Annotated in this window: 21 protein-coding genes; 8 read left to right on the top strand and 13 right to left on the bottom strand. The window is 68.5% G+C overall.

The window, feature by feature from the left end; all coding sequences use genetic code 11:
• Positions 1-103: 103 nt before the first annotated feature.
• From IEY43_RS10790 to IEY43_RS10780, 3 genes are all read right to left on the bottom strand, one after another.
• A complete protein-coding gene (locus IEY43_RS10790) occupies positions 104-895 on the bottom strand; it encodes an ABC transporter ATP-binding protein (protein WP_188948604.1) in 792 nt (263 codons plus the stop codon).
• A complete protein-coding gene (locus tag IEY43_RS10785; RefSeq protein ID WP_188948603.1) occupies positions 888-1808 on the bottom strand; it encodes an ABC transporter permease in 921 nt (306 codons plus the stop codon). Before IEY43_RS10785 ends, IEY43_RS10790 begins: the two co-directional genes overlap by 8 nt.
• A gap of 103 nt (positions 1809-1911) precedes the next feature.
• Entirely contained in the window at positions 1912-2910 is a 999-nt protein-coding gene (locus tag IEY43_RS10780) for an ABC transporter substrate-binding protein (protein ID WP_188948602.1), read from the bottom strand.
• Between the two features lie 399 nt (positions 2911-3309).
• On the opposite strand from IEY43_RS10780, the gene hrpA reads away from it, so the two are divergent.
• Positions 3310-7302: an ATP-dependent RNA helicase HrpA gene (hrpA, locus tag IEY43_RS10775; protein ID WP_188948601.1), complete on the top strand. Its 3993-nt coding sequence runs from the start codon at positions 3310-3312 to the stop codon at positions 7300-7302.
• A 131-nt stretch (positions 7303-7433) separates the two neighbouring features.
• On the opposite strand, the gene IEY43_RS10770 is transcribed toward hrpA, so the two are convergent.
• The 3 genes from IEY43_RS10770 to IEY43_RS10760 all read right to left on the bottom strand — a co-directional run bounded on the left by IEY43_RS10770 (position 7434) and on the right by IEY43_RS10760 (position 9518).
• A complete protein-coding gene (locus tag IEY43_RS10770; protein WP_188948600.1) occupies positions 7434-7862 on the bottom strand; it encodes an HIT family protein in 429 nt (142 codons plus the stop codon).
• A 76-nt stretch (positions 7863-7938) separates the two neighbouring features.
• Positions 7939-8781 (bottom strand): sulfurtransferase, encoded by an 843-nt coding sequence (locus IEY43_RS10765; RefSeq protein WP_188948599.1) that lies wholly within the window; start codon positions 8779-8781, stop codon positions 7939-7941.
• Complete coding sequence (locus tag IEY43_RS10760; RefSeq protein ID WP_188948598.1) at positions 8778-9518, bottom strand: MBL fold metallo-hydrolase; 741 nt, start codon at positions 9516-9518, stop codon at positions 8778-8780. Before IEY43_RS10760 ends, IEY43_RS10765 begins: the two co-directional genes overlap by 4 nt.
• 166 nt (positions 9519-9684) lie before the next feature.
• Between IEY43_RS10760 and IEY43_RS10755 the strand changes: the two genes are divergently transcribed.
• Entirely contained in the window at positions 9685-10089 is a 405-nt protein-coding gene (locus IEY43_RS10755) for a Fur family transcriptional regulator (RefSeq protein ID WP_188948597.1), read from the top strand.
• Positions 10090-10315: 226 nt separating this feature from the next.
• Here the strand turns inward: IEY43_RS10755 and IEY43_RS10750 are convergent, their stop codons facing one another.
• Positions 10316-10507 (bottom strand): hypothetical protein, encoded by a 192-nt coding sequence (locus IEY43_RS10750; protein ID WP_188948682.1) that lies wholly within the window; start codon positions 10505-10507, stop codon positions 10316-10318.
• A gap of 211 nt (positions 10508-10718) precedes the next feature.
• On the opposite strand from IEY43_RS10750, the gene IEY43_RS10745 reads away from it, so the two are divergent.
• Entirely contained in the window at positions 10719-11129 is a 411-nt protein-coding gene (locus tag IEY43_RS10745; protein WP_188948596.1) for a hypothetical protein, read from the top strand.
• Between the two features lie 170 nt (positions 11130-11299).
• Here the strand turns inward: IEY43_RS10745 and IEY43_RS10740 are convergent, their stop codons facing one another.
• The 4 genes from IEY43_RS10740 to IEY43_RS10725 all read right to left on the bottom strand — a co-directional run bounded on the left by IEY43_RS10740 (position 11300) and on the right by IEY43_RS10725 (position 15596).
• Positions 11300-12157: a metal ABC transporter permease gene (locus tag IEY43_RS10740; RefSeq protein ID WP_188948595.1), complete on the bottom strand. Its 858-nt coding sequence runs from the start codon at positions 12155-12157 to the stop codon at positions 11300-11302.
• A 2-nt stretch (positions 12158-12159) separates the two neighbouring features.
• Positions 12160-13017, bottom strand: a complete 858-nt coding sequence (locus IEY43_RS10735; protein ID WP_188948594.1) for a metal ABC transporter ATP-binding protein — start codon at positions 13015-13017, stop codon at positions 12160-12162.
• A 192-nt stretch (positions 13018-13209) separates the two neighbouring features.
• Complete coding sequence (locus IEY43_RS10730; RefSeq protein ID WP_188948593.1) at positions 13210-14280, bottom strand: hemolysin family protein; 1071 nt, start codon at positions 14278-14280, stop codon at positions 13210-13212.
• Positions 14277-15596, bottom strand: coding sequence for a hemolysin family protein (locus tag IEY43_RS10725; RefSeq protein ID WP_188948592.1), 1320 nt, complete (start codon positions 15594-15596; stop codon positions 14277-14279). Before IEY43_RS10725 ends, IEY43_RS10730 begins: the two co-directional genes overlap by 4 nt.
• Before the next feature lie 430 nt (positions 15597-16026).
• On the opposite strand from IEY43_RS10725, the gene IEY43_RS10720 reads away from it, so the two are divergent.
• The 3 genes from IEY43_RS10720 to IEY43_RS18505 all read left to right on the top strand — a co-directional run bounded on the left by IEY43_RS10720 (position 16027) and on the right by IEY43_RS18505 (position 20725).
• Entirely contained in the window at positions 16027-19752 is a 3726-nt protein-coding gene (locus IEY43_RS10720; protein WP_188948591.1) for a multifunctional oxoglutarate decarboxylase/oxoglutarate dehydrogenase thiamine pyrophosphate-binding subunit/dihydrolipoyllysine-residue succinyltransferase subunit, read from the top strand.
• Between the two features lie 168 nt (positions 19753-19920).
• A complete protein-coding gene (locus IEY43_RS10715) occupies positions 19921-20526 on the top strand; it encodes a GDSL-type esterase/lipase family protein (protein WP_188948590.1) in 606 nt (201 codons plus the stop codon).
• A 124-nt stretch (positions 20527-20650) separates the two neighbouring features.
• A complete protein-coding gene (locus IEY43_RS18505) occupies positions 20651-20725 on the top strand; it encodes a 50S ribosomal protein bL37 (protein ID WP_369299107.1) in 75 nt (24 codons plus the stop codon).
• Between the two features lie 92 nt (positions 20726-20817).
• On the opposite strand, the gene rsrA is transcribed toward IEY43_RS18505, so the two are convergent.
• The gene (gene rsrA, locus IEY43_RS10710) at positions 20818-21078 is read right to left on the bottom strand and encodes a mycothiol system anti-sigma-R factor (RefSeq protein ID WP_113607932.1); all 261 of its coding nucleotides are present in this window, start codon (positions 21076-21078) and stop codon (positions 20818-20820) included.
• A gap of 1 nt (position 21079) precedes the next feature.
• Complete coding sequence (locus IEY43_RS10705; RefSeq protein WP_188948679.1) at positions 21080-21727, bottom strand: sigma-70 family RNA polymerase sigma factor; 648 nt, start codon at positions 21725-21727, stop codon at positions 21080-21082.
• A gap of 272 nt (positions 21728-21999) precedes the next feature.
• On the opposite strand from IEY43_RS10705, the gene aroA reads away from it, so the two are divergent.
• Both aroA and rsgA read left to right on the top strand, forming a co-directional pair.
• Positions 22000-23367 carry a 3-phosphoshikimate 1-carboxyvinyltransferase gene (aroA, locus tag IEY43_RS10700; RefSeq protein ID WP_188948678.1) on the top strand — a complete coding sequence of 456 codons (1368 nt, stop codon included), beginning with the start codon at positions 22000-22002 and terminating at the stop codon, positions 23365-23367.
• Positions 23367-24461, top strand: a complete 1095-nt coding sequence (gene rsgA, locus IEY43_RS10695; RefSeq protein WP_188948589.1) for a ribosome small subunit-dependent GTPase A — start codon at positions 23367-23369, stop codon at positions 24459-24461. The genes aroA and rsgA overlap by 1 nt, the downstream gene beginning before the upstream one ends.
• Positions 24462-24469: the final 8 nt, after the last annotated feature.

The following is a 24469-nucleotide window of genomic DNA, read 5'->3' as shown; positions in this document are numbered from 1 at the left end:
TCCACCCGGGCGCCTCCCGGGTGGATCGGGAACGACGACGGCCCCGCCGGCGAGGAGTTTTCCTCCTCCGGCGGGGCCGTGGTCGGTTCAGCGACGCTGGCTGCTACTGCAGCATGGTGCGGTCATCGAGCTGGGCGCCCTTGATCTTCTCGAACTCGCCCAGCAGGTCCTTGACTGTCATCTGCTGCTTCTGCTCGGAATCCAGGTCCAGGATGATCTGCCCGTCGTGCATCATGATCAGGCGCGTGCCCAGTTGCAGCGCTTGCTCCATGTTGTGCGTGACCATCAGCGTGGTCAGCTGGTGGCGTTCGACGATCTGGTTGGTCAGGCGCGACACCAGCGCGGCGCGCTGCGGGTCCAGCGCGGCCGTGTGCTCGTCGAGCAGCAGGATCTTCGGCTCCGAGAACGTGGCCATGAGCAGGCTCAGCGCCTGGCGCTGGCCGCCGGAAAGCAGGCCGACCTTGGTCTTCAGGCGGTTTTCGAGCCCGAGCTCCAGGGACTTCAGCTCCTCCACGAACAGCTCGCGGCGCTTGGCCCCGACGCCTGCGCCCAGTCCGCGGAAGCGTCCGCGGGCGTAGGCCAGGGCCATGTTCTCCTCGATCGACATGGTCGGCGCGGTGCCGGCCATCGGATCCTGGAACACGCGGCCGATGTACTTGGCGCGGCGGAAGTCGGCCATCTTGGTGACGTTCTTCCCGGCGATGGTCACCGAGCCCACGTCCGGCTGCAGCTTGCCGGCGACCATGTTCAGCACCGTCGACTTGCCGGCGCCGTTGGAGCCGATCACGGTGACGAATTCGCCGTCGCCCAGGGTCAGGTTGATATTGCGCAGCGCCTTGCGTTCATTCACCGTGCCGGGGAAGAACGTGCGGGACAGGTTCTTGATCTCAAGCATTGGTGCGAACCTCTTCCTTGGATTCGGCGGCGGGCGCCGGGGTGCGTTTGAAGGACTTCACGATCTTCTGGAAGCCCTTCCACTTCGGCAGCAGCAGGGCGACAACCACCAGCACGGCGGAAATCAGCTTCATGTCGTTGACCTCCAGGCCGGCGACCAGGGCCAGCTGGATGACCAGGCGGTAGAGCACCGCGCCGATGACGACGGCCAGCGCGGCCAGCCAGATGTAGCGCTGGGTGAGGATCGCCTGTCCGACGATGACCGAGGCCAGGCCGATCAGGATTACGCCGATGCCCATGCCGACGTCGGCGAAGCCCTGGTACTGGGCCACGACCGCGCCGGAGACGCCGACCAGGCCGTTGGACAGCGCCAGGCCCAGGATCTTCTGGTTGTCGGTGCTCACGCCGAAGGAGCGGATCATTTCCTGGTTGTCGCCGGTGGCGCGCATGGCCATGCCCATCTCGGTGTGCAGGAACCAGACCACTGCCGCGACCAGCACCAGGCTGACCAGGAAGAAGATGCCGATGGAGGTCCAGGAGCCGAGGATGCCGGCGTTGCGCATCGGGCTGATGAGCGTGTCCTCGCCCAGCAGCGGCGTATTCGCCTTGCCCATGATGCGCAGGTTGATGGAGTACAGCGCGATCATCGTGAGAATACCTGCAAGCAGGCCGTCGATCTTGCCTTTGGTGTGCAGCAGGCCGGTGATGGCGCCTGCGGCCATGCCGGCGAGGAACGCCAGCAGGGTGGCCAACCAGGGGTTGACCCCGTTGACGATGCTGACAGCTGCCACGGCGGCGCCGGTGGTGAAGCTGCCGTCGACGGTCAGGTCGGGAAAGTCCAGAATGCGGAAGGTCAGGTACACCCCGAGCGCCATGATGGCGTAAATCAGCCCGAGTTCAACTGCGGTGATCATGTTCGGATCCTTGAGTTGTCATAAAATTGTGGGTAGTCGCGACGAAGGCGAGGCGGCATGGTGCGCGCCCCGCCTTCGTGCCGCAGGTTTGGTCCGGCGAGCCTTAGTAGGTCTCGACGGCCTTCGACTTCATGTCGTCCGAGAACTCGATGCCGACCTTCTTGGCAGCTTCCTCGTTCAGGTACAGCTCAACCTCCGAGATGGTCTCAACCGGCATCTCGGCCGGCTTGGCCTCGCCCTTGAGAATCTTCACGGCCATGGCGGCGGTCTGCTCGCCCAGCTTCTCGTAGTTGATGCCGTAGGTGGCGGTCGCGCCGCGCTTGACGGACTCGCCGTCGGCGGAGATAACCGGAACCTTCTTGGACTGGGCGGTCTGCAGCAGGCCTTCCAGCGCGGAAACCACTGCATTGTCGGTTGGCACGTAGAACGCGTCGACATCCAGCGAGCTGGCAGCCTGCTGGACCTCGCTCGGTGCGGAGATCGCGGCTTCCTTGATGGTCAGGCCCAGCTCGGCGGCGGCGTCCTTGGCCCACTGGACCTGGACTGCGGAGTTCGCTTCGCCCGAGGAGTAGACGATCCCGACGTCCTTGGCTTCCGGAGCCAGCTCCTTGAGCAGCTCCAGCTGCTCCTTGACCGGGTTCTTGTCCGAGGTGCCGGTGACGTTGCCGCCCGGGGCCTCGTTGGAGGCCACCAGCTTGGCGTCCACCGGATCGGTGACGGCGGAGAAGACCACCGGGATGCTGGTGATCGCCTGGGCGGCGGCCTGGGCGGTCGGGGTGGCAATGGCCAGGACCAGGTCGATGTCGCTGTCCGAGGCCAGCTTACCGACCATCGAGGTGTTGGTGGCCTGGTCGGCCTGGGCGTTGTTCTCGTCGTAGGAGATCTTGTCGCCGGTGTAGCCGGCGCTCTCCATGCCCTTCTTGAAGCCAGCGGCCACGGCGTCCAAGGACGGGTGGGTGACGTACTGGGCGATGCCGATCTTGACCGGCTCGTCGGTCTTGGCTGCGTCGTTGCTGCCGGAGTCATTGCTGCCGCAGGCGGTCAGTGCCAGGGCGCCGGTGGCGGCGATGGCCGCGAATTTCAAAGCCGTGAAGCGCTTCATGAAGGTTCCTTTCAAAGTTCCCTATGCGAGTGATAACCACCGATACTTCACTGGTTCCGGAGAGCCGCCAGGCTCGCTGTCGGCTCGGGAACGATCCGAACCAGGTGACGGTGATTACCCCCGATCTTACATGTGAACGACCTCACCTTGACTACAATCAACGCCGCATCGCAGACACTTGCGTGTTGATCCGGCGAAAACACCGCACAAAATTGGTTACAAAACCGCCCAATAAGCACTTTTTGTATTCCACTACCCCAAGCTGACGACGATTGTTTGGACGAAATGCGAACTTGACTTGCATCGAACGCGATCCGGATCACGCCGGCGACGGCCGCGAAATGCCACCCCGAGGCGTGGCGGGCACCGCGGCGCGAACGCGAATAGAATGGGGGCATCATGGCGCTAACCATTTCCTATCCCGAAGCCCTGCCCGTATCCGGCCGCCGCGAGGACATCCTCGACGCGGTATCCAAGAACCAGGTGGTCGTGATCGCCGGCGAAACCGGTTCCGGCAAGACCACCCAGCTGCCCAAGATGCTCATCGAGCTGGGGCTGGCCGAAAAGGGCATGATCGGCCACACCCAGCCGCGGCGCCTGGCCGCGCGCACCGTGGCCGAGCGCATCGCCGAGGAAATGGGCACCAGCATCGGCGAGGAAGTCGGCTTCCACGTGCGCTTCACCGGCGAGGTGTCGCGGCGCACCAAGTTGAAGGTGATGACCGACGGCATCCTGCTGGCGGAGATCCAGCGCGACAAGCTGCTGAAGAAGTACTCCGCGATCATCATCGACGAGGCGCACGAGCGCAGCCTGAACATCGACTTCCTGCTGGGCTACCTCAAGCAGATCATGCCCAAGCGCCCGGACCTGAAGATCATCATCACCTCCGCCACGATCGACCCCGAACGCTTCTCCGCGCACTTCGGCACGCTGGACGCGGACGGCGAGCTGGTCCCCGCGCCGATCCTTGAGGTCTCCGGGCGCACCTTCCCGGTGGAGCTGCGCTACCGCCCGCTGGCCGCCGAGGCGGACCCGGGCGAGGACGCGGACGCCGAATCGCTGGAGGACGACCGCGACCCGCTGGATGCGGTAACCGACGCGGTGCGCGAGCTGGCCGCCGAGGCCCCGGGCGACATCCTCATCTTCTTCTCCGGCGAGCGCGAGATCCGCGACGCGGCCGATGCGCTGCGCGCGCTGGTCGCCTCCAACAAGCGCCTGCCGCGCTACGAGGTGCTGCCGCTGTTCGCCAGGCTCTCGCTGGCCGAGCAGCACCGTGTCTTCCACCCGGGCTCCGCCCCGCGCATCATCCTCGCCACCAACGTGGCCGAGACCTCGCTGACCGTGCCGGGCATCAAGTACGTGATCGACACCGGCACCGCGCGCATCTCGCGCTACTCGCACCGCACCAAGGTGCAGCGCCTGCCGATCGAGCGCGTCTCCCAGGCCAGCGCGAACCAGCGTTCGGGCCGTTGCGGCCGCGTGTCCGAGGGCATCGCGATCCGCCTCTACTCCGAGGAGGACTACCAGGGCCGCCCCGAATTCACCGACCCGGAGATCCTGCGCACCAACCTGGCCAGCGTGATCCTGCAGATGATCTCCATGGGCGTGGTGGCCTCGGCCGCGGAGGTCTCGCAGTTCCCCTTCGTGCAGCCGCCGGAATCCCGGGCGATCTCAGACGGCGTGAACCTGCTGCGCGAGCTGGGGGCGCTGGATGGCGAAAAACGCGCCGGCATCACCCCGGTGGGCCGCCAGCTGGCGCAGCTGCCGCTGGATGTGCGGCTGGGACGCATGATCGTGGAGGCCGCCGGGCGCGGTGTGGCCAAGGAGCTGATGGTGCTGGCCGCGGCGCTGAGCATCCAGGATCCGCGCGAACGCCCTTCCGAGGACACCGGCCAGCGCGAACGCGCCGCCGAGCTGCACAAGCGCTTCGCCGACGACAAGTCGGACTTCACCGCGCTGCTGAACCTGTGGGCCTACGTGCGCGAGCAGCAGAACGAGCTGTCCTCCTCCGCGTTCCGCCGGCTGTGCAAGGCCGAGCACATCAACTACCTGCGGGTGCGCGAATGGCAGGATTTGTTCACGCAGCTGCGCCAGCTGGCCAAGCCCCTGGGCATCACCGTGGCCGCCGCGCCGATCGAGCCGGCCGCCAACGAGGACGCCGTGCACAAGTCGCTGCTCTCCGGGCTGCTCGGGCACATCGGGCTCTACGACGAGCGCAAGCGCGACTACGTGGGCGCGCGCGGCACCCGCTTCGCGATCTTCCCCGGCTCGGGGCTGTTCAAGAAGTCCCCGACCTGGGTGATGGCCGCCGAGCTGGTGGAGACCTCCCGGCTGTGGGCGCGTACCAACGCGGTGATCGACCCGGCCTGGGTGGAGGAGCTGGCCCCGCACCTGCTCAAGCGCACCTATTCGGAGCCGCATTGGTCCAAGCGCAACGGCTCGGTGATGGGCTACGAGAAGCTCACGCTCTTCGGCCTGCCGATCGTGCCGCGCCGCCAGTTCCACTACTGGCGCGTGGACAAGGCGCTGGCCCGCGAGCTGTTCATCCGCCACGCGCTGGTGGAGGGCGACTGGCGCACGCACCACAAGTTCTTCGCGAAGAACCGCGCGCTGCTGGAGGAAGTCGAGGAGCTGGAAACCCGTATGCGCCGGCACGACCTGCGCATTTCCGACGAGGACCTGTTCGCGTTCTACGACGCCCGGCTGCCCGAGGACATCCTCTCCGAGCGGCACTTCGACCGCTGGTGGAAGAAGGCGCGCGCCGCGGATCCGGCGCTGCTTGACTTCGATCCGCAGGCGCTGCTGGCCGCCGACGCGCAGGCGCTGGACGAGACCGCGTTCCCGAGAACCTGGGCGCTGGGCAGCATCCACCTGCCGCTGAGCTACGAGTACAACCCGGCCGCCGCCGGCGGCGAGGGCGACGGCGTTTCCCTGACCGTGCCGGTGGTGTTCCTGAACCAGCTGGATCCGGCGCGGTTCGCCTGGCTGATCCCGGGCCTGCGCCACGAGCTGCTCACCGCGCTGATCCGTTCCATGCCCAAGGCGATCCGCAAGAACTTCGTTCCCGCCCCGGATGTGGCCAGCAAGGCGCTGGCGATGCTGGAGGCCGACTTCGATCCCGCCGCCGACGACCTGGCGCAGTCGCTGGCGCTGGTGCTGCGCCGGCTGCGCGGCATCGTCGTGGACCCGGCGGTCTTCGACTTCTCCACGCTGCCCGCGCACCTGCGTTTCGGCTTCACCGTCACCGATGCCTCGGGCAAGGTGCTGGGCCAGGGCGACGACCTGGGCAAGCTGCAGCACAAGCTGGCCGCCGCAAACCGCGCCGCGCTGGCCAGCGGGGTCAACTCCCCCGGCGCAGCTCGTCCGGGCAAACCCGGCACGCCGGGGACCACGGCCGCCGCGTCCAAGGCCGGGCAGGACAAGGCGGCCGCGGGTCGGCAAGGCAACAAGGCAGGCAAGGGCACCCGGGGGAAGAAGAACGCCGCCGGGGCCTGGGACCAGCAAAAGCTCGATGCCTGGCCGCAGCTTGAAGCCGCCGGGGACACGCTGGGCGACAGGCTGCCTCACAAGGTCACCACCACGGTGATGGGCCAGCAGATCACCGCGTACCCGGGCCTGATCGCCCAGGGCGGGCGCGTGGACCTGACGGTGTTCCGCTCGGCCGTGGAGCGCGACGCCGCGCACCGCAGCGGCGTGATCCGGCTGCTGATGCTGCGCCTGCCGCCGACGGCGAAGTTCGTGATCTCGCACCTGGAGAACACCGAGAAGCTGGCGTTCACGCAGAACCCGCACGGCTCGATCGAGAACCTGATCAGCGACTGCACCATGGCGGCGGTGGACAAGCTGGTGCCCGAGCAGCTGCCGATGGACCGCGCCGCGTTCGAGGCGCTGTTCGAGGTGGTGCGCGCGGAGCAGATCGACACGGTGTTCGCGATCACCGCGGTGGTGGCGAAGGTGTTCGCCGCGGCCACGCAGATCTCCAAGGAGCTGAAGGCCACCCGCTCGCTGGCGATGTACGCCGCGATCACCGACATCCGCTCGCAGCTGGAGCAGCTGATCTACCCCGGGTTCATCGCCGCCACCGGAGCGCCGCACCTGCTGCGCCTGCCGCGCTACCTGGCGGGCATCGAGAAGCGGCTGGAGAAGCTCACCGGCGGCGCGGTCACCCGCGATGCGCAGGCGCTGGTCGTGATCCAGAAGCTGGAGGACGAGTACGACGCCGCCCTGGACCAGGTCCCGGAGGGCGCGCGCCTGCCCGCCGCGCTGCGCGAGGTGAAGTGGATGCTGGAGGAGATGCGCATTTCGCTGTTCGCCCAGGAGCTGGGCACCGCGTATTCGGTCAGCGAGAAGCGCATCCGCAAGGCCATCAAGGACGGCCTGGCGGCGCTGTAGCCGACGGCGCTGTAGCCGACGACGCCCCGACCCGTGCCAGGGGCAGGGGCAGGGCAATGCCCGCCGGATCCGACCTGCATGGTCGTTTCCGGCGGGCATTCGGCGTTCTTGAGCCCGGTGGCCTGGCGGCGCTAGTCGGCCGGGACGAATTCCGAATGGCCGTCGGCGCGCAGCCCGTCGCGCAGCGCCTGCGCGTTCGCGTCCAGCTGCGCCGGGTCCGGGTTCACCGCGGCGTTGGCCAGATCGAAGTCGGCCAGCGAGTTGGTCGGCCAGACGTGCACGTGCAGGTGCGGGACCTCGAAGCCGGCGATCATCAGCCCGGCGCGGGCGGCGTTGAACACGCGCTTCTGGGTGCGGCCGATCCTCGTGGCGACCAGGGTCAGGTGGGCGACGAGCTCGTCGGGCGCGTCGGTGAACTCGTTGATCTCCGCGCGCGGCACCACCAGGGTGTGGCCGTCGGACAGCGGGCCGATCGACAGGAAGCCGACGCACTGCGCATCGGACCAGACGAAGCGGCCGGGGATCTCGCCGTTGATGATTTTGGTGAACAGCGTACTCATGGGCTGCCTTTCTGCCCGCGGCGGCGGGCGGTTGCGGGCGCGCGGCGGCCCTCGGCGGGGCGCGCCGCGCGGAAAACTAGTGGCGGTGCTGCTCGTCGCTGGTGGCGACCGGGGCCTCGGGATGCGAGCAGTACTCGGACCAGCTGCCCGGGTAGAGCGCCAGCCGGATCCCGGCGGCGTGCGCGGCGAGCACCTGGTGGGCGGCGGTGATGCCCGAGCCGCAGTACGCGGCCGCATCGCCGGTGTCAGCGCCGAGCTTGGCGAAGTCGGCGCGCAGCACCGCGGCGGGCAGGAAGCGCGCCTGCGAGTCCAGGTTGTCGGTGGTCGGCCGGTTCCGGGCGCCCGGGATGTGGCCGGCGACCGGGTCGATCGGCTCCTCGATGCCCAGGTACCTGGCGGTGGCGCGCGAGTCGATCAGCGTGCCGCTGAAACCTGCCAGCTGGTCGAACTCGATGACCGGCATGCGCCCCCAGGACAGGGTGACCCGGCCCGGGGCGTTGGTCTGCTCCCCGGTGGCCAGCGCGGTGCCGGGCAGCGAGGAATAGGCTTCCAGTCCCCCGTCCAGCACCACCGCGTTCTCGAAGCCGGCGTGGCGCAGCAGCCACCAGGCGCGGGCGGCGGCCAGCGCGCCGGAATCGTCGTACACCACGACCTGCGAGTCCTGGTTGACGCCCCAGCGCCGGGCGGCGGCTTCGAAATCGGCCGGCAGCGGCAGCGGATGGCGGCCGGTTCCGGGGCCCGGGGCCGAGGACAGCTCGCGTTCCAGGTCGACGAAGACCGCGCCGGGGATGTGCCCGGCGGCGTAGAGCTCGCGCCCGTCGCTGCGGCCCAGCGACCAGCGCACGTCCAGCAGCACCGGGTCCGGGCCGGGAGCCTGGAGCAGCGCGGCCAGCGAGGCGGCGGAAATCAGCGGGTTCATGCGTGCCCCTCCACGGTGCCGGCGTCGGTCTGCGAAGTTTCCGCCGCGGCCAGCAGTTCGGCGGCGCGGTACTCGGTCCGCGGCTCCAGGCGCTGGTAGCTCGCCCCGTGGTGCGCAGCGATCGCGCCGAGCTGGCGGTCGAACAGCCCGGTGCCGCGGGCATTGAGCAGCCCGTCGTGGATCGGCACCCAGACCGGGGCGCCGACCGCCACCGCGAAGTCCGCGGCCTCGGCCATCTTGCCCCAGGGGCCCATGACCGGCAGCAGCAGCACGTCCGGGCGCACGCCGACCGGAACCTGGTAGCTGTCCCCGGGGTGGAAGACCTGCACCCGCCCCACGGCGGCGTCGCCCACCAGGTAGCCCACGTTGGCGACCGGGTCGATCGAATGGTGGATGGTGGCGTGGGTGCCGCCGAAGGTGCGCACCCGGATCCCGCCGACGATGAAGTCCATGCCCTCGTGCACGGTGTGCACCTGGGCGCGGCGGGCCGCGGGCAGTTCGGTGCGCAGCGCGGCGGCCAGCCCGGCCGGCGCGTACACCTGGAGCACCGGGTTCGCGCCCAGCGCTGCCGCCAGGGCCTGGTGGTCGGCGTGGTCCGGGTGCTGGTGGGTGATGAGCACCGCGTTCTTGTTCTCGAACGCACCGGCCAGATCGCTGAAGGATCCCGGGTCCAGCAGCAGCGACCCGTCGACGGTGCTCAGTTCCAGGCACGAATGCCCTCTGGATGTGATACGCATGTCCTTAGCGTAGGCTCCGGCGGCGTACCGTGCCACCACCAGACACGCCCTGCGGCCCAAAGTTGGCTAAAATTGGGTTAAACCGCCGGTGGCTGGGGTCGATTCGACACCCGCAGGCCGGCGCGGCAACCACGAACAACCCACATCAGAGGAATGGTGCACGGCCATGGCACAGCCCGAAACCCGGATCACCAAGCAGCGGGTCGCGGTGGAGGAGGCGCTGGAACAGGTCGACGACTTCGCGACTGCCCAGGAGCTGCACCGTTGGCTGCAGGAGGCGCAGAAGAAGGTCTCGCTGGCCACGGTGTACCGGCTGCTGCAGTCCATGTCCGACGACGGCCTGGTCGACGTGCTGCGCAGCGCCGACGGCGAGGCCCGCTTCCGCCGCTGCATCACCGAGGCGCACCACCACCACCTGATCTGCCGCGTGTGCTCCAAGACCGTGGAGGTGCTCGCCCCCTCCGTGGAGCGCTGGGCCGCGCGGATCGCGGCGGAGAACGGCTTCACCGACCCCGAGCACACCGTGGAGATCTACGGCACCTGCGCCGCCTGCCGCGAAGCCGGCAACTAGGGCTTATCGGGTCCGGAGCCGCCGAGGCCCGGCCGGCGCGGGTCCCAGCGGGCGCACGGCAGGCGTTGCGTGAAGCCTCTCCCGGCATTCCGCACGGTGCCGGGCAGGAGCGCCGCCGGCGGATCGGGCCCTGGATGCGGCAAAGCCCCCGGGCGATTCGCCACGGCGCTGTGCGTCGATGGGGGGGAACCGTGCGGGGGCTGGCGCGAGGTGCCAAGGCGGGGAACTAGCGCTCCTCGTTCCCCTCGGTCGCGGGGCCGTCGGGCGTGGCGCCGCCTTCGTCGGTCCAGTCGTGGCCGACCTCGTCGTTGCGAGCCGGATCGGACAGGTGGTCCCGCTCGGCTGCGGCCGCCTGGTCCTCACCTGACTGGGGCTGCACGGCATCGCCGTGGTTCGGAAAATTCGCGTTGTTCTCCATGTCGGTGCTCCTTTCATCGGTTGCTGACACCGTAGCAATGAGTGCCGCGCCCGCTCTAACATCGGCAGCTGGTTCCCAGCAAATACCCATCTTCCGGATCCGCGCCCGGCGCGGGCATACCCGCGTTGCTGGCCGGACGGCGGGCAATAGTTTGGATCCACGACCTCGCAACCCCTGCACCGGGGATAAGCCCTGGCAAGGAGAAGGCAGCATGGAGAACTACTTGCGGGGCTTGAAGGAATCGGAGCAGGATTTGAACCGGGAGCTCCAGCCGGCTCGGCTGGGAGCGCTGGGCGAAGAGGATCTGCTGGCACTGCACCGCCGGGTTCGCCAGGCCAGGAACAAGCACACCAGGAACTACCGCCGCAAGGCCGCGGCCGCCGATCAGTGTGCCCGCGGCGCCTCGCATCCCAAGGGCGGCAAGTTCCGGCATCGGGCCGAGGCGTTCGAAGAAGCGTTGTCGATCGTGTCGGCCCGGCTGGCCGCCGTAGCCCGCCTCGAAGCCGAACGGCGAAGGCCCGAGCGCCTGACGCGGGCGCAGGCCAGTCGCGGCACGGGCCAGAGGGCGCCGGCGCTGCGGTCCCTGCCAAGGACGTTGGCCCAGGCCACGCGGGACGGCTAGGCGGCTGCGCGCTTAAACCAACCGCGGCCCCGTCACAAGACTGACGGGGCCGCGGTTGAATCATCACTCGCACCTTTTGAGGTACCTACTACGTTACGGGTCCCGGCTATGAGCCCGCTGAGTCCGCGCCGTACGCCCGCCCATAGTTCCGGCGCCGGGCAGGCGAAGCGCTAGACCTGGTGGCGGCGCGGGGAGCGCACCGCCTCGATCCCCCGGCAGACCAGGTAGATCACGAAGGAGATGGTGGTGACATAGGGGCTGATCGGCAGCGAGCCGGCCAGCGCCAGCAGGATTCCGCCGACCACTGCCAGCTCGGCGAACAGCACCGAGAGGATGACGGTGAGCACCGGATTGGAGCTCACGCGCATGGCCGCGGCGGCCGGGGTGATCAGCAGCGCGAGCACCAGCAGCGCGCCGACCACCTGGATGGTCACCGCGACGGCAAGGGCCAGCACCATCATGAAGATGATCGACAGCCCCGCGGTGCGCACGCCGCGCGCATTGGCCACGACCGGGTCGGCGCTGGCGAAGGTCAGCGGCCGCCAGATCAGCGCCAGCGCCAGCACCACCACCGCGCTGAGCATCAGCATGCCGCCCAGCTGCACGTCGTCAACCGCGACGATCTGGCCGGTGAGCAGGCCGAACTTGTTGGCGCTGCGCCCCTCGTAGAGCGAGAGGAACAAGATGCCCAGGCCCAGGCCGAAGGGCATCAGCACCCCGGTGATCGAGTTGCGGTCGCGCGCCCGGGTGCCCAGCACCCCGAGGATCAGCGCCGCGATGAGCGATCCGAAGACCGAGCCGGTGACCACGTCCACGCCGATCAGCAGGGCGAAGGCGGCACCCGCGAAGGACAGTTCCGCGATGCCGTGCACGGCGAAGGCCATGTCGCGCATCATAATGAAGATGCCGATCAGCCCGCCGACGATGCCCAGCGCGGCGCCGGCGACCAGCGAGTTGCCGACCAACGGCAGCAGCAGCGCGTAGTCCTCGAAGTTGAACGCCTTCTCGATGAAGTCTGCGAAGTCCATGTTCAGGCCTGCTTTCCGTTGGCGCCCTGCGCACCGGAGGCGGGGCCGGCGTCCTCGGCGTGGTCGTGGCCGTCGGGCGGCAGGGCGCGGTTGCCGTCGCCGCTGACCACCACGATGCGCCCGTTCACGCGCAGCACCTGCACCGGGGCGCCGTAGAGTTCGCTGAGCACCTCGGTGCGCATGACCTCGTCGACGCTGCCCAGGTGGAAGCGGCCTTCGGCGAGGTAGAGCACCCGGTCGACATAGGGCAGGATCGGGTTGATCTCGTGGGTGACGAAGATGACCGCGCTGCCGCGCTGCACGGCCTGGTGGTGGATGACCTCGCTGATGGCCTGCTGGTGGTGCAGGTCCAGGGACAGCAGCGGCTCGTCGCACAGCAGCACCTTGGGGTCCCCGGCCAGCGCCTGGGCCGCGCGCAGCCGCTGCTGCTCGCCGCCGGAGAGGTCCGACACCGCCCGGTTGGCGTAGCCGCCGGCGCCGACCAGCTCCAGCAGCTCGTCGACCTTGGCGCGCACCGCGCGGCGGGCCAGCCGGATGCCCGGCCTGGTGCCGTCGATGCCCAGCGCGACCAGGTCGCGGGCGCGCAGCGGCACGTTGTCGCCGAAGGGCCGCTGCTGCGGGATCAGGCCCACCGAGTCCGACCCCCGGCACACCGGGGCCCCGTCGATGAAGACCCTGCCGGCATCCAGCGCGGTGGTGCCCAGCATGGTGTTGATGAAGCTGGTCTTGCCCGAGCCGTTGGGCCCGAGCACGGCCAGGAACTCCCCCGGCTGCACCTGCAGGTCCAGGCCTTCCCAGAGGACTCTGGGGCCATAGGCCAGTCGCGCATTCTCGAAGGTGACGATCGGGGCAGGGCTCATCGGGGCGGCTTTCTAAGCAGGTGCTGCATGCGGAGTCCCCCGCCCGGGGCGCCCCTTCGGGCGCTGATTCGGGCGGGAATGAAAAACTGCGGCACCGCTGGAACGGTACCGCAGTTAATCCTACCAGTTGCGAGTCATTCGCAATACGCGGTCGGCCGAAGGCTTAATGGGCGCCTGGCCGAACCGGCGGGATCAGCCCTGGGGGTTGCTGCGCGGCGGGGCCACGCGCTTCCGGGTGGAGTCGCTGATCTCGCCCACCAGCACCTCGATGATGTCCTCCAGGAACACCACGCCCAGGGTGGCGCCCGCGTCGTCGACCACCGCGGAAAGGTGGTTGCCCTCCTGGCGCATTGTCTCCAGCGCGTCCTCGATCTCGGTGTCCTGCTTCAGCTTGCCCAGCGGGTGCAGGTCCAGGTCGCGCAGCGGGGCGGTGGAATGCGCATCGTCGATGAGCATCACGTCCTTCACGTGCCAGTAGCCCACCGGGATCTGCTCGCGGGTGATCAGCAGACGCGAGAAGCCGGTCTTGCCGACCTTCTTCTCGAATTCGCGCGCGGTGGCGGTGCCCCATTCAAGGGTGAACAGGTCCTCCAGCGGCACCATGCAGGTCTTCGCGGTGACGCTGGAGAACTCCAGCGCCTTGGTCAGGCGCAGCGCGTCGTCCTTCTCCAGCGCGCCCTCCTCGGAGGAGGCGCGGATGATGGTGCGCACCTCGGCGGCCGTGTAGGAGCTGGCCACCTCGTCCTTTGGCTCGACGCCGAAGGCATGCAGCACCAGGTTGGCCGCGCCGTTGAGCAGCGCGGTGATCGGCTTGAGCACCTTGGACAGGCCCACCAGCGGCATGGCCAGCAGCAGCACGGCCTTGTCCGCCACGGAGACCGAGATGTTCTTCGGCACCATCTCGCCGAAGGTCACGTGCAGGAAGGTGACCACGATCAGCGCGATCAGGAAGGCGACGGTGTCCGCCGCGGCGGCGGCCAGGCCCAGCGCCATCAGCGGTTCGGCCAGCAGGTGGTGGATCGCCGGTTCGGAGATGTTCAGGATCAGCAGCGAGCAGACCGTGATGCCCAGCTGGCACACGGCCAGCATGATCGACACGTGCTCCATCGCGTACAGTGCCACCTTGGCCCGCTTGTTGCCGGCCTCGGCCAGCGGCTCGATCTGCGATCGGCGGGCGGACATGACCGCGAATTCGCCGGCGACGAAGAACGCGTTGAATGCCAGCAGGATGACCAGCCAGAGAAGTCCCATGACGTCGCTCATTCGCCCTCCTCCTGTTGCCGCGGCGCCGGTTCGAAGCGGATCTGCGCAATGCGCCGCCCGTCCAGCTCGGTGACCGTGAAGACGCCGGCCGCGGTGGAGACCTGGTCGTTCAGCTCGGCCATGCGGCCCAGCTCGGCGAGCATGTAGCCGCCGACGGTTTCGTAGGAGGCGTCATCGGGGATGACCTCGCTGCCCACGTGCTCGTTGACCTCGTCCGGGCGGTACATGCCCGGGAAGAGCCACTTGCCGTCGGGCTGGGTGACAGCTTCCTCTTCGTCCTCGTCGTGCTCGTCGGACACCTGCCCGACGATCTCCTCGACCAGGTCCTCCAGGGTGACCAGCCCGGCGGTTCCGCCGTATTCGTCCATCACGATGGCCAGCTGGTACTCGGCCTCGCGCAGCTGCTCCAGCAGCACGTCGAGGTGGATGGTTTCCGGGACGTAGAGCGCGTCGTGGGCGAATTCGCCCACCTGCAGGGCGGCGCGGCGTTCGCGCGGCACCGAGACGACGGCCTTGATGTGGCAGACGCCCTGGATCTCGTCGCTGGAGCCCTCGGTGACCGGGAAGCGGGAGAAGCCGGTGTCGGCGCTGACCGCGATCAGCTCCGACAGCGGCGCCTCGGAGTCGATGGTGGACATCGAGGTGCGCGGGGTCATCACATCCGCGGCGGTGCGCTCGGAGAATTCGATGGTGGACTGCACGAAGCGGGCGGTCTGCACATCCAGGGTGCCAAGCTGCGCCGAACGGCGCACCAGCGAGGCCAGTTCCTGCGACGAACGGGCCGCGGAGATCTCCTCCTTGGCCTCCATGCCGAAGAAGCGGTGCAGCACCGCGTTGGAGAAACCGTTGAGCACGACGATGGCCGGCTTGAAGACCGCGGTGAACACCAGGTGCGGACGGGCCAGCACCTTGCCCACGGCCATGGCCTGGGCGATCGCCAGGTTCTTGGGGACCAGTTCACCGATGAGCATCGACAGCAGCGTGGCGATCAACATGGAAACTACCACCGAGATCGTGGTGGCGCTGGCGCCGGCGATGCCGACGGTTTCCAGCAGCGGTGCCAGCAGCTTGCTCAATGACGGTTCGAGCACGTAGCCGGTGAGCAGCGTGGTCAGGGTGATGCCCAGCTGGCAGCTGGACAGCTGCGTGGACAGGGAAGTCAGGCACTGCATCAGCGGCTTGGCGCCGCGTTCGCCGGCTTCGACGGCCTGCTGCACGGTGCTCTTGTCGAGTGCGACCAGCGCGAATTCCACGGCGACGAAAAAGCCGGTCCCGAGGATCAGCAGCAGGCCGAAAAGTATGTAAAGCCATTCCATGGGTGGTTATCTCCACCCGCGCAATGATTGAGGTGGTATTTCCCCGAAGCCCGTGAGGGGGCAACTAGAAGGCTCCAATGCGGAGCCGGAACTTGTCGGAGATGGACTGACGTGGCCGGCGCTGCGCCTACGGGCGTCGGGCCGGCTAGGAGAGTGTGATTCCATAGTGCGACTCAGTCTAACTAATGGCGGGGGAATCTGCATTACTCCGCGCTTCAGGCGACCAGCGGTATCCCGGAGCCGATGAACGGGTTGTCATTCGCACCACTTTCGTGAGTTTTGATACGTGCCGTGGCCAAGTGCGTAGAAAAGTTACTAGACTGGTCGGCAGGTCTAGAAATCAAAGTGAGTTCGGCGGTCACTATCACGTCCTCGTCAGACCACCGGCTCAAGCTAGAACAACGTAGAAATCAAGGAAGAGGCGTTGCACGTGCCAGAGCAAGCACACCACCGACTTACTGAAGAGTTCGGTGGAAACGAATGGCTAGTAGATGAGCTGTTCGAACAGTATCTCGTTGACAAGAACTCGGTAGACAAGAAGTGGTGGGAGATTTTCGAGTCCCTCGCTGCGGAGAAGTCGGCGCCGGCCGCACCGGCGTCGAAGCCGGCAGCCGCCGCACCACCCGCTCCAGCCGTTAAGGGCGCACCGCGCGCGGCCGCAGATGCCCGCGCCTCGGAGCCGGCACCCGCAGCCGCAGCACCTGTCAAGAAGGCCGAGCCGTCGCCGAAGACTGCTCCCATTCCAGCCCAGGCACCGAAGCCGACCCCGTCGACCGAACTGTTCGGCGAGGAGAAGCGCACCGCGTTGCGCGGCCCGATGAAGGCCATCGCGACCAACATGGACGCCAGCCTGACCGTGCCGACCGCCACCACCGTGCGCGCCGTTCCGGCCAAGGTGATGATCGACAACCGCATCGTCATCAACAACCACCTCAAGCGCGCCCGCGGCGGCAAGATCTCCTTCACCCACCTGATCGGCTTCGCCGTGATCCGTGCGCTGAAGCAGATCCCATCGATGAACGTCACCTACGACGTGATCGACAAGAAGCCGACCGCCATCCAGCCGGCGCACGTGAACTTCGGCATCGCCATCGACATGCCCAAGCCGGACGGCACCCGCATGCTGGCCGTGCCGAACATCAAGGCCGCGGAGACCCTGAGCTTCAACGAGTTCTGGACCACCTACGAAGACCTGATCAAGCGCGCCCGCGCCAACAAGCTGACCGCGGACGACTACGCCGGCACCACCGTTTCGCTGACCAACCCCGGCGGCATCGGCACCGTGCACTCGGTGCCGCGCCTGTCCAAGGGCCAGGCCGCCATCATCGGCGTCGGCGCCCTGGAATACCCGGCGGAGTTCCGCGGCTCGGCCGAGACCACCGTGGCCCGCATGGGCATCGGCAAGCACATCACCCTGACCTCCACCTACGACCACCGCGTCATCCAGGGTGCCGGTTCGGGCGAGTTCCTGAAGCTGGTGGAAAGCCTGCTGCTCGGCGAGCAGGGCTTCTACGACGAGATCTTCGAGCAGCTGCGCATCCCGTACGAGCCGGTGCGCTGGGCCGTGGACAACCAGGTCGACATCGACCTGCAGGTCAACAAGGTCGCCCGCATCCAGCACCTGATCAACTCCTACCGCGTGCGCGGCCACCTGATGGCCGACACCAACCCGCTGGAATACGTCCAGCGCAAGCACCCGGACCTGGACATCAAGTCCTACGGCCTGACCCTGTGGGATCTGGACCGCGAATGGATCTCCGGCGGCCTGGGCGGCCAGGACCGCGCCCCGCTGCGCGACATCCTGGGCATCCTGCGCGACGCCTACTGCCGCACCATCGGCACCGAGTACATGCACCTGCAGAACCCGGTCGAGCGCGAGTGGTTCCAGGCCAAGCTGGAGCGCGGCTACGCGAAGCCGACCCGCGAAGAGCAGCTGCGCATCCTGAGCAAGCTGAACTCCGCAGAGGCCTTCGAGACCTTCCTGCAGACCAAGTTCGTCGGCCAGAAGCGCTTCTCGCTGGAAGGCGGCGAATCGCTGATTCCGCTGCTGGACGCCATCATCTCCGACGCGGCCGACGACCAGTTGGACGAAGTCGCGATCGGCATGGCCCACCGCGGCCGCCTGAACGTGCTGACCAACATCGCCGGCAAGACCTATGCACAGGTCTTCCGCGAATTCGAAGGCACCGCCACCCCGGGCTCCGTCCAGGGCTCCGGCGACGTGAAGTACCACCTGGGCACCGAGGGCTCCTACACCTCGGACGCCGGCAACGAGACCAAGGTGTACCTGGCGGCCAACCCGTCGCACCTGGAAGCAGTGGACCCGGTGCTCGAGGGCATCACCCGCGCCAAGCTGGACCGCCTGGGTTCGGGCAACGCAGTACTGCCGATCCTGGTGCACGGCGACGCCGCGTTCGCCGGCCAGGGTGTGGTTTCCGAGGTGCTGGCAATGAGCCAGCTGCCGGGCTACAAGACCGGCGGCACCGTGCACGTGATCGTGAACAACCAGATTGGCTTCACCACCGCGCCGACCTCCTCGCGTTCGTCCGTCTACGCCTCCGACGTGGCCCGCACCGTGCAGGCCCCGATCTTCCACGTCAACGGGGACGACCCGGAGGCAGTGGTGCACGTGGGCCAGCTGGCCTTCGAGTACCGCCAGAAGTTCGGCAAGGACGTCGTGATCGACCTCATGTGCTACCGCCGCCGCGGCCACAACGAGGGCGACGACCCGTCGATGACCCAGCCGATCATGTACAACCTGATCGAGGCCAAGCGCTCGACCCGCAAGCTGTACACCGAGGCCCTGGTCGGCCGCGGCGACATCACGCAGGAAGAGGCCGACAACGCACTGGCCGAGTACAAGGGCTCGCTGGAGCGCATCTTCGCCGAGACCCACGCCGCCCAGACCTCGCCGATCCCGATCATCACCCCGGGCTCGACCATCAACGACCTGGAGAAGCCATTCGCCCAGGCCGCAGACGAGGGCACCATGGACGGCGCCCGCCCGTCGGCGATCTCCGCGCAGACCCTGGCCCACATCGGCGACGCCCACTCGGCGATCCCCGAGGGCTTCGTGATGCACACCAAGCTGAAGTCGCTGCTTGAGCGCCGCACCAAGATGGCCCGCGAAGGCGGCATCGACTGGGGCTTCGCCGAGCTGGCGGCCCTGGGCTCGCTGTCCATGGAAGGCGTGCCGGTCCGCCTGGCGGGCCAGGACTCGCGCCGCGGCACCTTCGTGCAGCGCCACGCGGTCTTCCACGACCGCGAGAACGACAACGAGTGGTACCCGCTGAAGAACCTGTCCGAGGACCAGGCGCAGATGTGGATCTACGACTCGCTGCTCTCCGAGTACGCGGCCCTGGGCTTCGAGTACGGCTACTCCGTGGAGCGCCCGGACGCGCTGGTCATGTGGGAGGCGCAGTTCGGCGACTTCGTCAACGGCGCCCAGACCGTGATCGACGAGTTCATCTCCTCGGCCGAGCAGAAGTGGTCGCAGTCCTCCTCGCTGGTCATGCTGCTGCCGCACGGCTACGAGGGACAGGGCCCGGACCACTCCTCGGCCCGTATCGAGCGCTTCCTGCAGCTGTGCGCGGAGAACAACATGGTCGTGGCCCAGCCGTCCACCGGCGCCAACCACTTCCACCTGCTGCGCCGCCAGGCCTACGCCCGTCCGCGCAAGCCGCTGATCGTGTTCACCCCGAAGCAGCTGCTGCGCCTGAAGGCCGCAGCCAGCGCCGTGGAGGACTTCACCAGCGGCGGCTTCCGCGAAGTGATCGGCGACGCCTCGATCACCGATGCGAACGCCGTGGACAAGGTGCTGCTCTGCTCGGGCCGCGTGTACTACGACCTGCTGGCCGCACGCACCAAGGCCGGGGACTCGAAGACCGCGATCGTCCGCGTCGAGCAGCTCTACCCGGCACCGGTCGAGCAGATCGCCGCCGAGCTGGCCGAGTACCCGAACGCGACCGCGAGCTGGGTGCAGGACGAGCCTGCGAACCAGGGCCCATGGCCGTTCTTCGGCCTGTACGTGGCACCGAACCTGGACCAGAAGATCAACCTGGTCTCGCGTCCGGCATCGGCCGCCACCTCGGCCGGCACCGCCAAGCGCCACGAGGCTGAGAACGCGGTGCTGATGCAGCAGGCCTTCGCCCGCTAGCGCCCACCCGCGCCGTCGGCGCATCCCCGACCGGCGAACCAGCGCTCCCTTTCCAGGAGCCGGGTTCGCCGGTCTAGGTGTTTAATGGGGTACGACATCCCAGAGCACGCAGTGCAACACTGATAATGTTGACAACGATCCACCCTTACCCAACGAAAGGCCGCCAAGTTGGAGTTACGCACCATCCGGATTACCGCAATCGGGGACGAACTTCTGGCAGGCCACGGCGACCCGCGCGGCCTGGGCTGGTTCGGCCGCGTCATGGCCCGCACCCAGGACCCGGCCCTGCGCCTGCAGTCGTTTGTGCTCGCCGCTCCCGCCGAGGGTTCCGAGGCGCTGGCCGAACGCTGGCTGGGCGAGGCGTCGCGCCGTTTCAGCGACCAGTTCGAGAACCGCCTGGTGATCGCGCTGTCGGACCGCGACGTCGACCTGGGCGTCAGCACCGCGCGCAGCCGCCTGAACCTGGCCAACATCCTCGATTCCGCCTCCCAGATGAACATCAAGGCGCTGCTGGTCGGCCCGGCCCCCGGGCTGGACGACGCGCGCAACGAACGCGTGGCCGAGCTGAACCGCGTGTACGCGGACGTGGCCATGCGCCGCAACCACCACTACGTGGACACCTTCGCTCCCCTGCGCAGCCACGCGCAGTGGCGCGCCGACCTGAACGCCTCCGGCGGCGTGCCGGGCCAGGCCGGCTACGGCCTGATGGCGTGGCTGGTGCTGCACCGCGGCTGGTACTCCTGGCTGCAGCTGCCAGAGCCCAGCGCAGGCTAGCGGCACCGCCCGGCGCGACCCGGCGTCCGCGGGGCCCGTTAGGCTTTTGCCACCGGAATGTGAAAGACTATTAGTCGGCTCGAAACCCATCGAGCAGTTTGTAATGATCCCTCTAGGAGTCACCATGTCGAAGCGCGCTCGTAAGCGTCGCGATCGCAAGCGTGGCGGTGCCAACCACGGCAAGCGCCCAAACAGCTAAGCGAAGCGAACAGACGAAGAACCCCGTACCACTCGAAGCATTTCGAGCGATACGGGGTTCTTTCCATGGTCGCCGGTGTGGCGCGCCGGGTGCTAGTGGCCGGATTCGATCCTGATCTGCGAGATCCGGGTGATGATGTTCGCCTTGAGCTGCTCCGGGGCATGCTCCTGGCAGCTGCGTCGCACCACCGAGCGGATGATGCACTCCAGGTCGTACTGCTCGGTGCACTCGGGGCAGTGGTCCAGATGGGCCTTGACCTCTTTCAGGTCGGCCAGGGTGAGGGCGCCGTCGAGGTACTCGTAGATGCGCACGATGCGCGCGTCGGAGCAGTCCCCCAAAGAATTGCAGTCCATCTTACTTCGTCCCTCCATCGACCTTGGCTGCGGGCTTGGCCGCCGCCTGGATTCCGCGTTCTGCGGCGTAGTCCGCCAGCAGTTCCCTCAGTTGCTTGCGTCCACGGTGCAGCCGCGACATCACCGTGCCGATCGGCGCCCCGAGGATCTCCGAGGCTTCCTTGTAGCTGAAGCCCTCGACGTCGACGAAATACACCGCCAGGCGGAAATCCTCGCCAATGGACTGCAGGGCCGCCTTCACATCGGAATCCGGAAGGTGGTCCAGCGCCTCGACCTCGGCCGAGCGCAGGCCCGTGGGCGAATGCTCCATCGCCTGAGCCATCTGCCAGTCCTCCACCGTGTCCGTGCTGGTGCGCAGCGGTTCGCGCTGGCGCTTGCGGTACAGGTTGATGTAGGTGTTGGTCAGGATCCGGTACAGCCAGGCCTTGAGGTTCGTGCCGGGCTTGTACTGGTGGAAGGCCGAATACGCCTTCGTGTAGGCCTCTTGGACCAGGTCCTCGGCATCCGACGGGTTGCGCGCCATGCGCAGCGCGGCGGAATACAGCTGGTCCACGTAGACCAGGGCGTCCCGCTCGAAACGCTCGCGGCGCTGCGCCTCGGACTCGGCGCCCGCATCGGGAAGGTTCGCGTCCACACTCTCGTTAGTCATCGCCCTCGAGTCTACGCGCTGCGCGGAGTTTCCGGGCAGGGTGCGGCCCGGGCGCTGCGTGCCCTGCACTGCGCCGCCGGCGCCCGCCACGGTGCTGATGTCTTCAATCGTCGTCACACTCGGTTCAACGAACGGCGTCCAAACCTTATTCCCGCGCCGATCTCGGCTAGGATTTAAGCAGGCGGGACGGGGCGAGGAACGCCCCGGCAGGCGCCAGAACATCTTGTGCTCCGACGCCGCAGCAACCAGGCCTCACAGTTAGGATCAGCCCAATCAACACCGCACCCAGCACTGGAACCACCCCTTCGCATCCGGTCGAGCCCCGGTGGTGGCCCGCCCCCTTCGCCGCCGCGCCGCTGGACGCGACGGTCCTGGTGCCGGCTTCCAAGTCGCTGACCAACCGGTACCTGGTCCTCGCCGCCCTGGCGTCCTCCCCCTCCACGATCCACAACACCCTGATCAGCCGCGACACCGAACTGATGCTCGACGCGCTGGCGGCCTTCGGCGTCGCGCTGGAGCGCACCGTGCAGGCCGACGGCTCCACCACCGTGCATGTCGTCCCCCCGGCGCGGCTGTCCGCCGGGCCGCTTCAGGTGCAGTGCGGGCTGGCCGGCACCGTCATGCGCTTCGTCCCGGCGCTGGCCGCGGTGGCCGGCGCGCAGGCGCGCTTCGACGGCGACGCCGCCGCCCGCGTGCGCCCGATGGCCCCGGTGCTCGATGCCCTGGCCGAGCTGGGCGTGATCTTCACCTACCACGGCACCCCAGGCATGCTGCCCTTCACCATGGACGCGCGGCAGCTGGAAGCCGGCGCCGCCGTGCAGATCGACGGGTCGGCCAGCTCCCAGTTCATCTCCGCGCTGCTGCTGGCCGGCCCGGCGCTGCCCGGCGGGCTGCGCCTGCGCGCCGCGCAGGGCCCGCTGGCCTCGCCGGACCACATCGCCATGACCGTGGCCACGCTGCGCGAGCTCGGCGCGGTGCTGGAGGTCGACGCGGACGGGCGCGGCTGGCACGTGCAGCCGCGGCCGATCGCCGGCTTCACCGTCACCGTGGAACCTGACCTGTCCAACGCCGGGCCGTTCCTGGCCGCCGCGCTGGCCACCCGCGGCGTGGTGCGCGTGCCGTTCTGGCCTGCGGCGACCACCCAGGTCGGCGGCAAGTGGGTGCAGATCCTTGCGGCCATGGGCGCCGAGGTGTCGCTGGGCGCCGATTCGGTGCTCACGGTGCGCGGCACCGGGCCGATCCGCGGGATCGACTACGCGGACGCCTCCGAGCTCGCCCCGACCCTGGCCGCGCTGTGCGCGCTGGCCGACTCCCCCAGCAGGTTGACCGGCATCGGGCACCTGCGCGGGCACGAGACCGACCGGCTGGCCGCGCTGCAGGCCGAGCTGGGCAAGGTGGGTGCGCAGGTGCAGGTGACCGGGGACGGGCTGGAGATCACCCCGGGCGCGCTGCGCCCGGCGGACCTTGACAGCTACGAGGACCACCGCATGGCCACCGCCGGAGCCCTGCTGGGCCTGGCCGTCGACGGGATCCGCGTCGCGGACATCGCCACCACCTCCAAGACCATGCCGGACTTCCCGGCGCAGTGGGCGGCGATGGCCGCCACCGCCGCCGGAGCGGCAGAGCAGGGCGCCCGCTGATGCGCTACTCCGACTACGATGAATCCTCGGTCCGCGTCCGCCCGAACAAGAAGGGCTCGCGCCCGCGCACCAAGGACCGCCCGGCCCATGAAAAGGCAGTGATCGGGCGCATCGTCACCGTGGACCGCGGCCGCTACACCGCGATCCTGGACGAGGACACGCCGGCCGAGCGCATCGTGATCGCCGCCCGCGCCCGCGAACTGCGCCGCCAGGCCATCGTGCCCGGGGACCTGGTCGCGCTGGTCGGGGACACCTCCGGCAAGCCGGACACGCTGGCGCGGCTGGTGCGCATCGAGGAGCGCAGCACGCTGCTGCGCCGCAGCGCGGACGACACCGACGCCACCGAGCGGGTGGTGGTGGCCAACGTGGACAAGCTGGTCATCGTGGTCGCCGCGGCGAATCCGGAGCCCCGCACCGGCTTCGTGGACCGCGCGCTGGTCGCCGCCTACGACGCCGGCATCCAGCCGGTGCTCTGCGTGACCAAGGCCGACGTCGCCGACCCGGCCGAATTCCTGGCCCACTACGAGGGCCTGGAGCTGCCGGTGGTCATCTCGCGCACCACCGATGCGGAAGCCTCCGGCATCGACGCGCGCAGCGCCGACGGGGCCAGCGCCCGGCTGGACGCCGCCGCACTGGAGCAGCTGCAGAGCCTGCTCGCCGGCTGCGTCTCGGTGGTGCTGGGCCATTCGGGGGTGGGCAAGTCCACCCTGGTCAACGCGCTGACCGGCGCGCAACGCGCCACCGGGCACGTCAACGCCGTGACCGGGCGCGGGCGGCATACCTCGTCCAACGCGCTCGCGCTGCGCCTGGGCGAGACCCCCGGCTCCTGGCTGATCGACACCCCGGGCATCCGCTCCTTCGGGCTGGGCCTGGTGGACCCGGAGAACATCCTGGCCGCCTTCGAGGACCTGGCCGACATCGCCACCGGCTGCCCGCGCGGCTGCACCCACGCCGCCGGCGAGGCCGGCTGCGCGCTGCAGGCCTGGGCCGACGACGAATCCACCGGCGCCCAGGCCGCCGCCCGGCTGGCCTCCTACCGCCGGCTGGTCACCACCGAGGAAACTACGCACGAAAAGGAGCTCGGCGCGCAGTAGCGCCGCAC

Origin of the sequence: Glutamicibacter protophormiae (assembly GCF_014647495.1) — a bacterium.
Classification (GTDB): Bacteria; Actinomycetota; Actinomycetes; order Actinomycetales; family Micrococcaceae; genus Glutamicibacter; species Glutamicibacter protophormiae.
The sequence above is the reverse complement of the archived record's forward strand: the minus strand, read 5'-3'. Positions and strand labels throughout refer to the sequence as shown.

Bases quoted from the DNA above. Each gene is read 5' to 3' on its own strand.
- IEY43_RS10790 (WP_188948604.1), bottom strand. From the start codon at position 895: ATGCTTGAGATCAAGAACCTGTCCCGCACGTTCTTCCCCGGCACGGTG.
- IEY43_RS10785 (WP_188948603.1), bottom strand. From the start codon at position 1,808: ATGATCACCGCAGTTGAACTCGGGCTGATTTACGCCATCATGGCGCTC.
- IEY43_RS10780 (WP_188948602.1), bottom strand. From the start codon at position 2,910: ATGAAGCGCTTCACGGCTTTGAAATTCGCGGCCATCGCCGCCACCGGC.
- hrpA (WP_188948601.1), top strand. From the start codon at position 3,310: ATGGCGCTAACCATTTCCTATCCCGAAGCCCTGCCCGTATCCGGCCGC.
- IEY43_RS10770 (WP_188948600.1), bottom strand. From the start codon at position 7,862: ATGAGTACGCTGTTCACCAAAATCATCAACGGCGAGATCCCCGGCCGC.
- IEY43_RS10765 (WP_188948599.1), bottom strand. From the start codon at position 8,781: ATGAACCCGCTGATTTCCGCCGCCTCGCTGGCCGCGCTGCTCCAGGCT.
- IEY43_RS10760 (WP_188948598.1), bottom strand. From the start codon at position 9,518: ATGCGTATCACATCCAGAGGGCATTCGTGCCTGGAACTGAGCACCGTC.
- IEY43_RS10755 (WP_188948597.1), top strand. From the start codon at position 9,685: ATGGCACAGCCCGAAACCCGGATCACCAAGCAGCGGGTCGCGGTGGAG.
- IEY43_RS10750 (WP_188948682.1), bottom strand. From the start codon at position 10,507: ATGGAGAACAACGCGAATTTTCCGAACCACGGCGATGCCGTGCAGCCC.
- IEY43_RS10745 (WP_188948596.1), top strand. From the start codon at position 10,719: ATGGAGAACTACTTGCGGGGCTTGAAGGAATCGGAGCAGGATTTGAAC.
- IEY43_RS10740 (WP_188948595.1), bottom strand. From the start codon at position 12,157: ATGGACTTCGCAGACTTCATCGAGAAGGCGTTCAACTTCGAGGACTAC.
- IEY43_RS10735 (WP_188948594.1), bottom strand. From the start codon at position 13,017: ATGAGCCCTGCCCCGATCGTCACCTTCGAGAATGCGCGACTGGCCTAT.
- IEY43_RS10730 (WP_188948593.1), bottom strand. From the start codon at position 14,280: ATGAGCGACGTCATGGGACTTCTCTGGCTGGTCATCCTGCTGGCATTC.
- IEY43_RS10725 (WP_188948592.1), bottom strand. From the start codon at position 15,596: ATGGAATGGCTTTACATACTTTTCGGCCTGCTGCTGATCCTCGGGACC.
- rsrA (WP_113607932.1), bottom strand. From the start codon at position 21,078: ATGGACTGCAATTCTTTGGGGGACTGCTCCGACGCGCGCATCGTGCGC.
- IEY43_RS10705 (WP_188948679.1), bottom strand. From the start codon at position 21,727: ATGACTAACGAGAGTGTGGACGCGAACCTTCCCGATGCGGGCGCCGAG.
- rsgA (WP_188948589.1), top strand. From the start codon at position 23,367: ATGCGCTACTCCGACTACGATGAATCCTCGGTCCGCGTCCGCCCGAAC.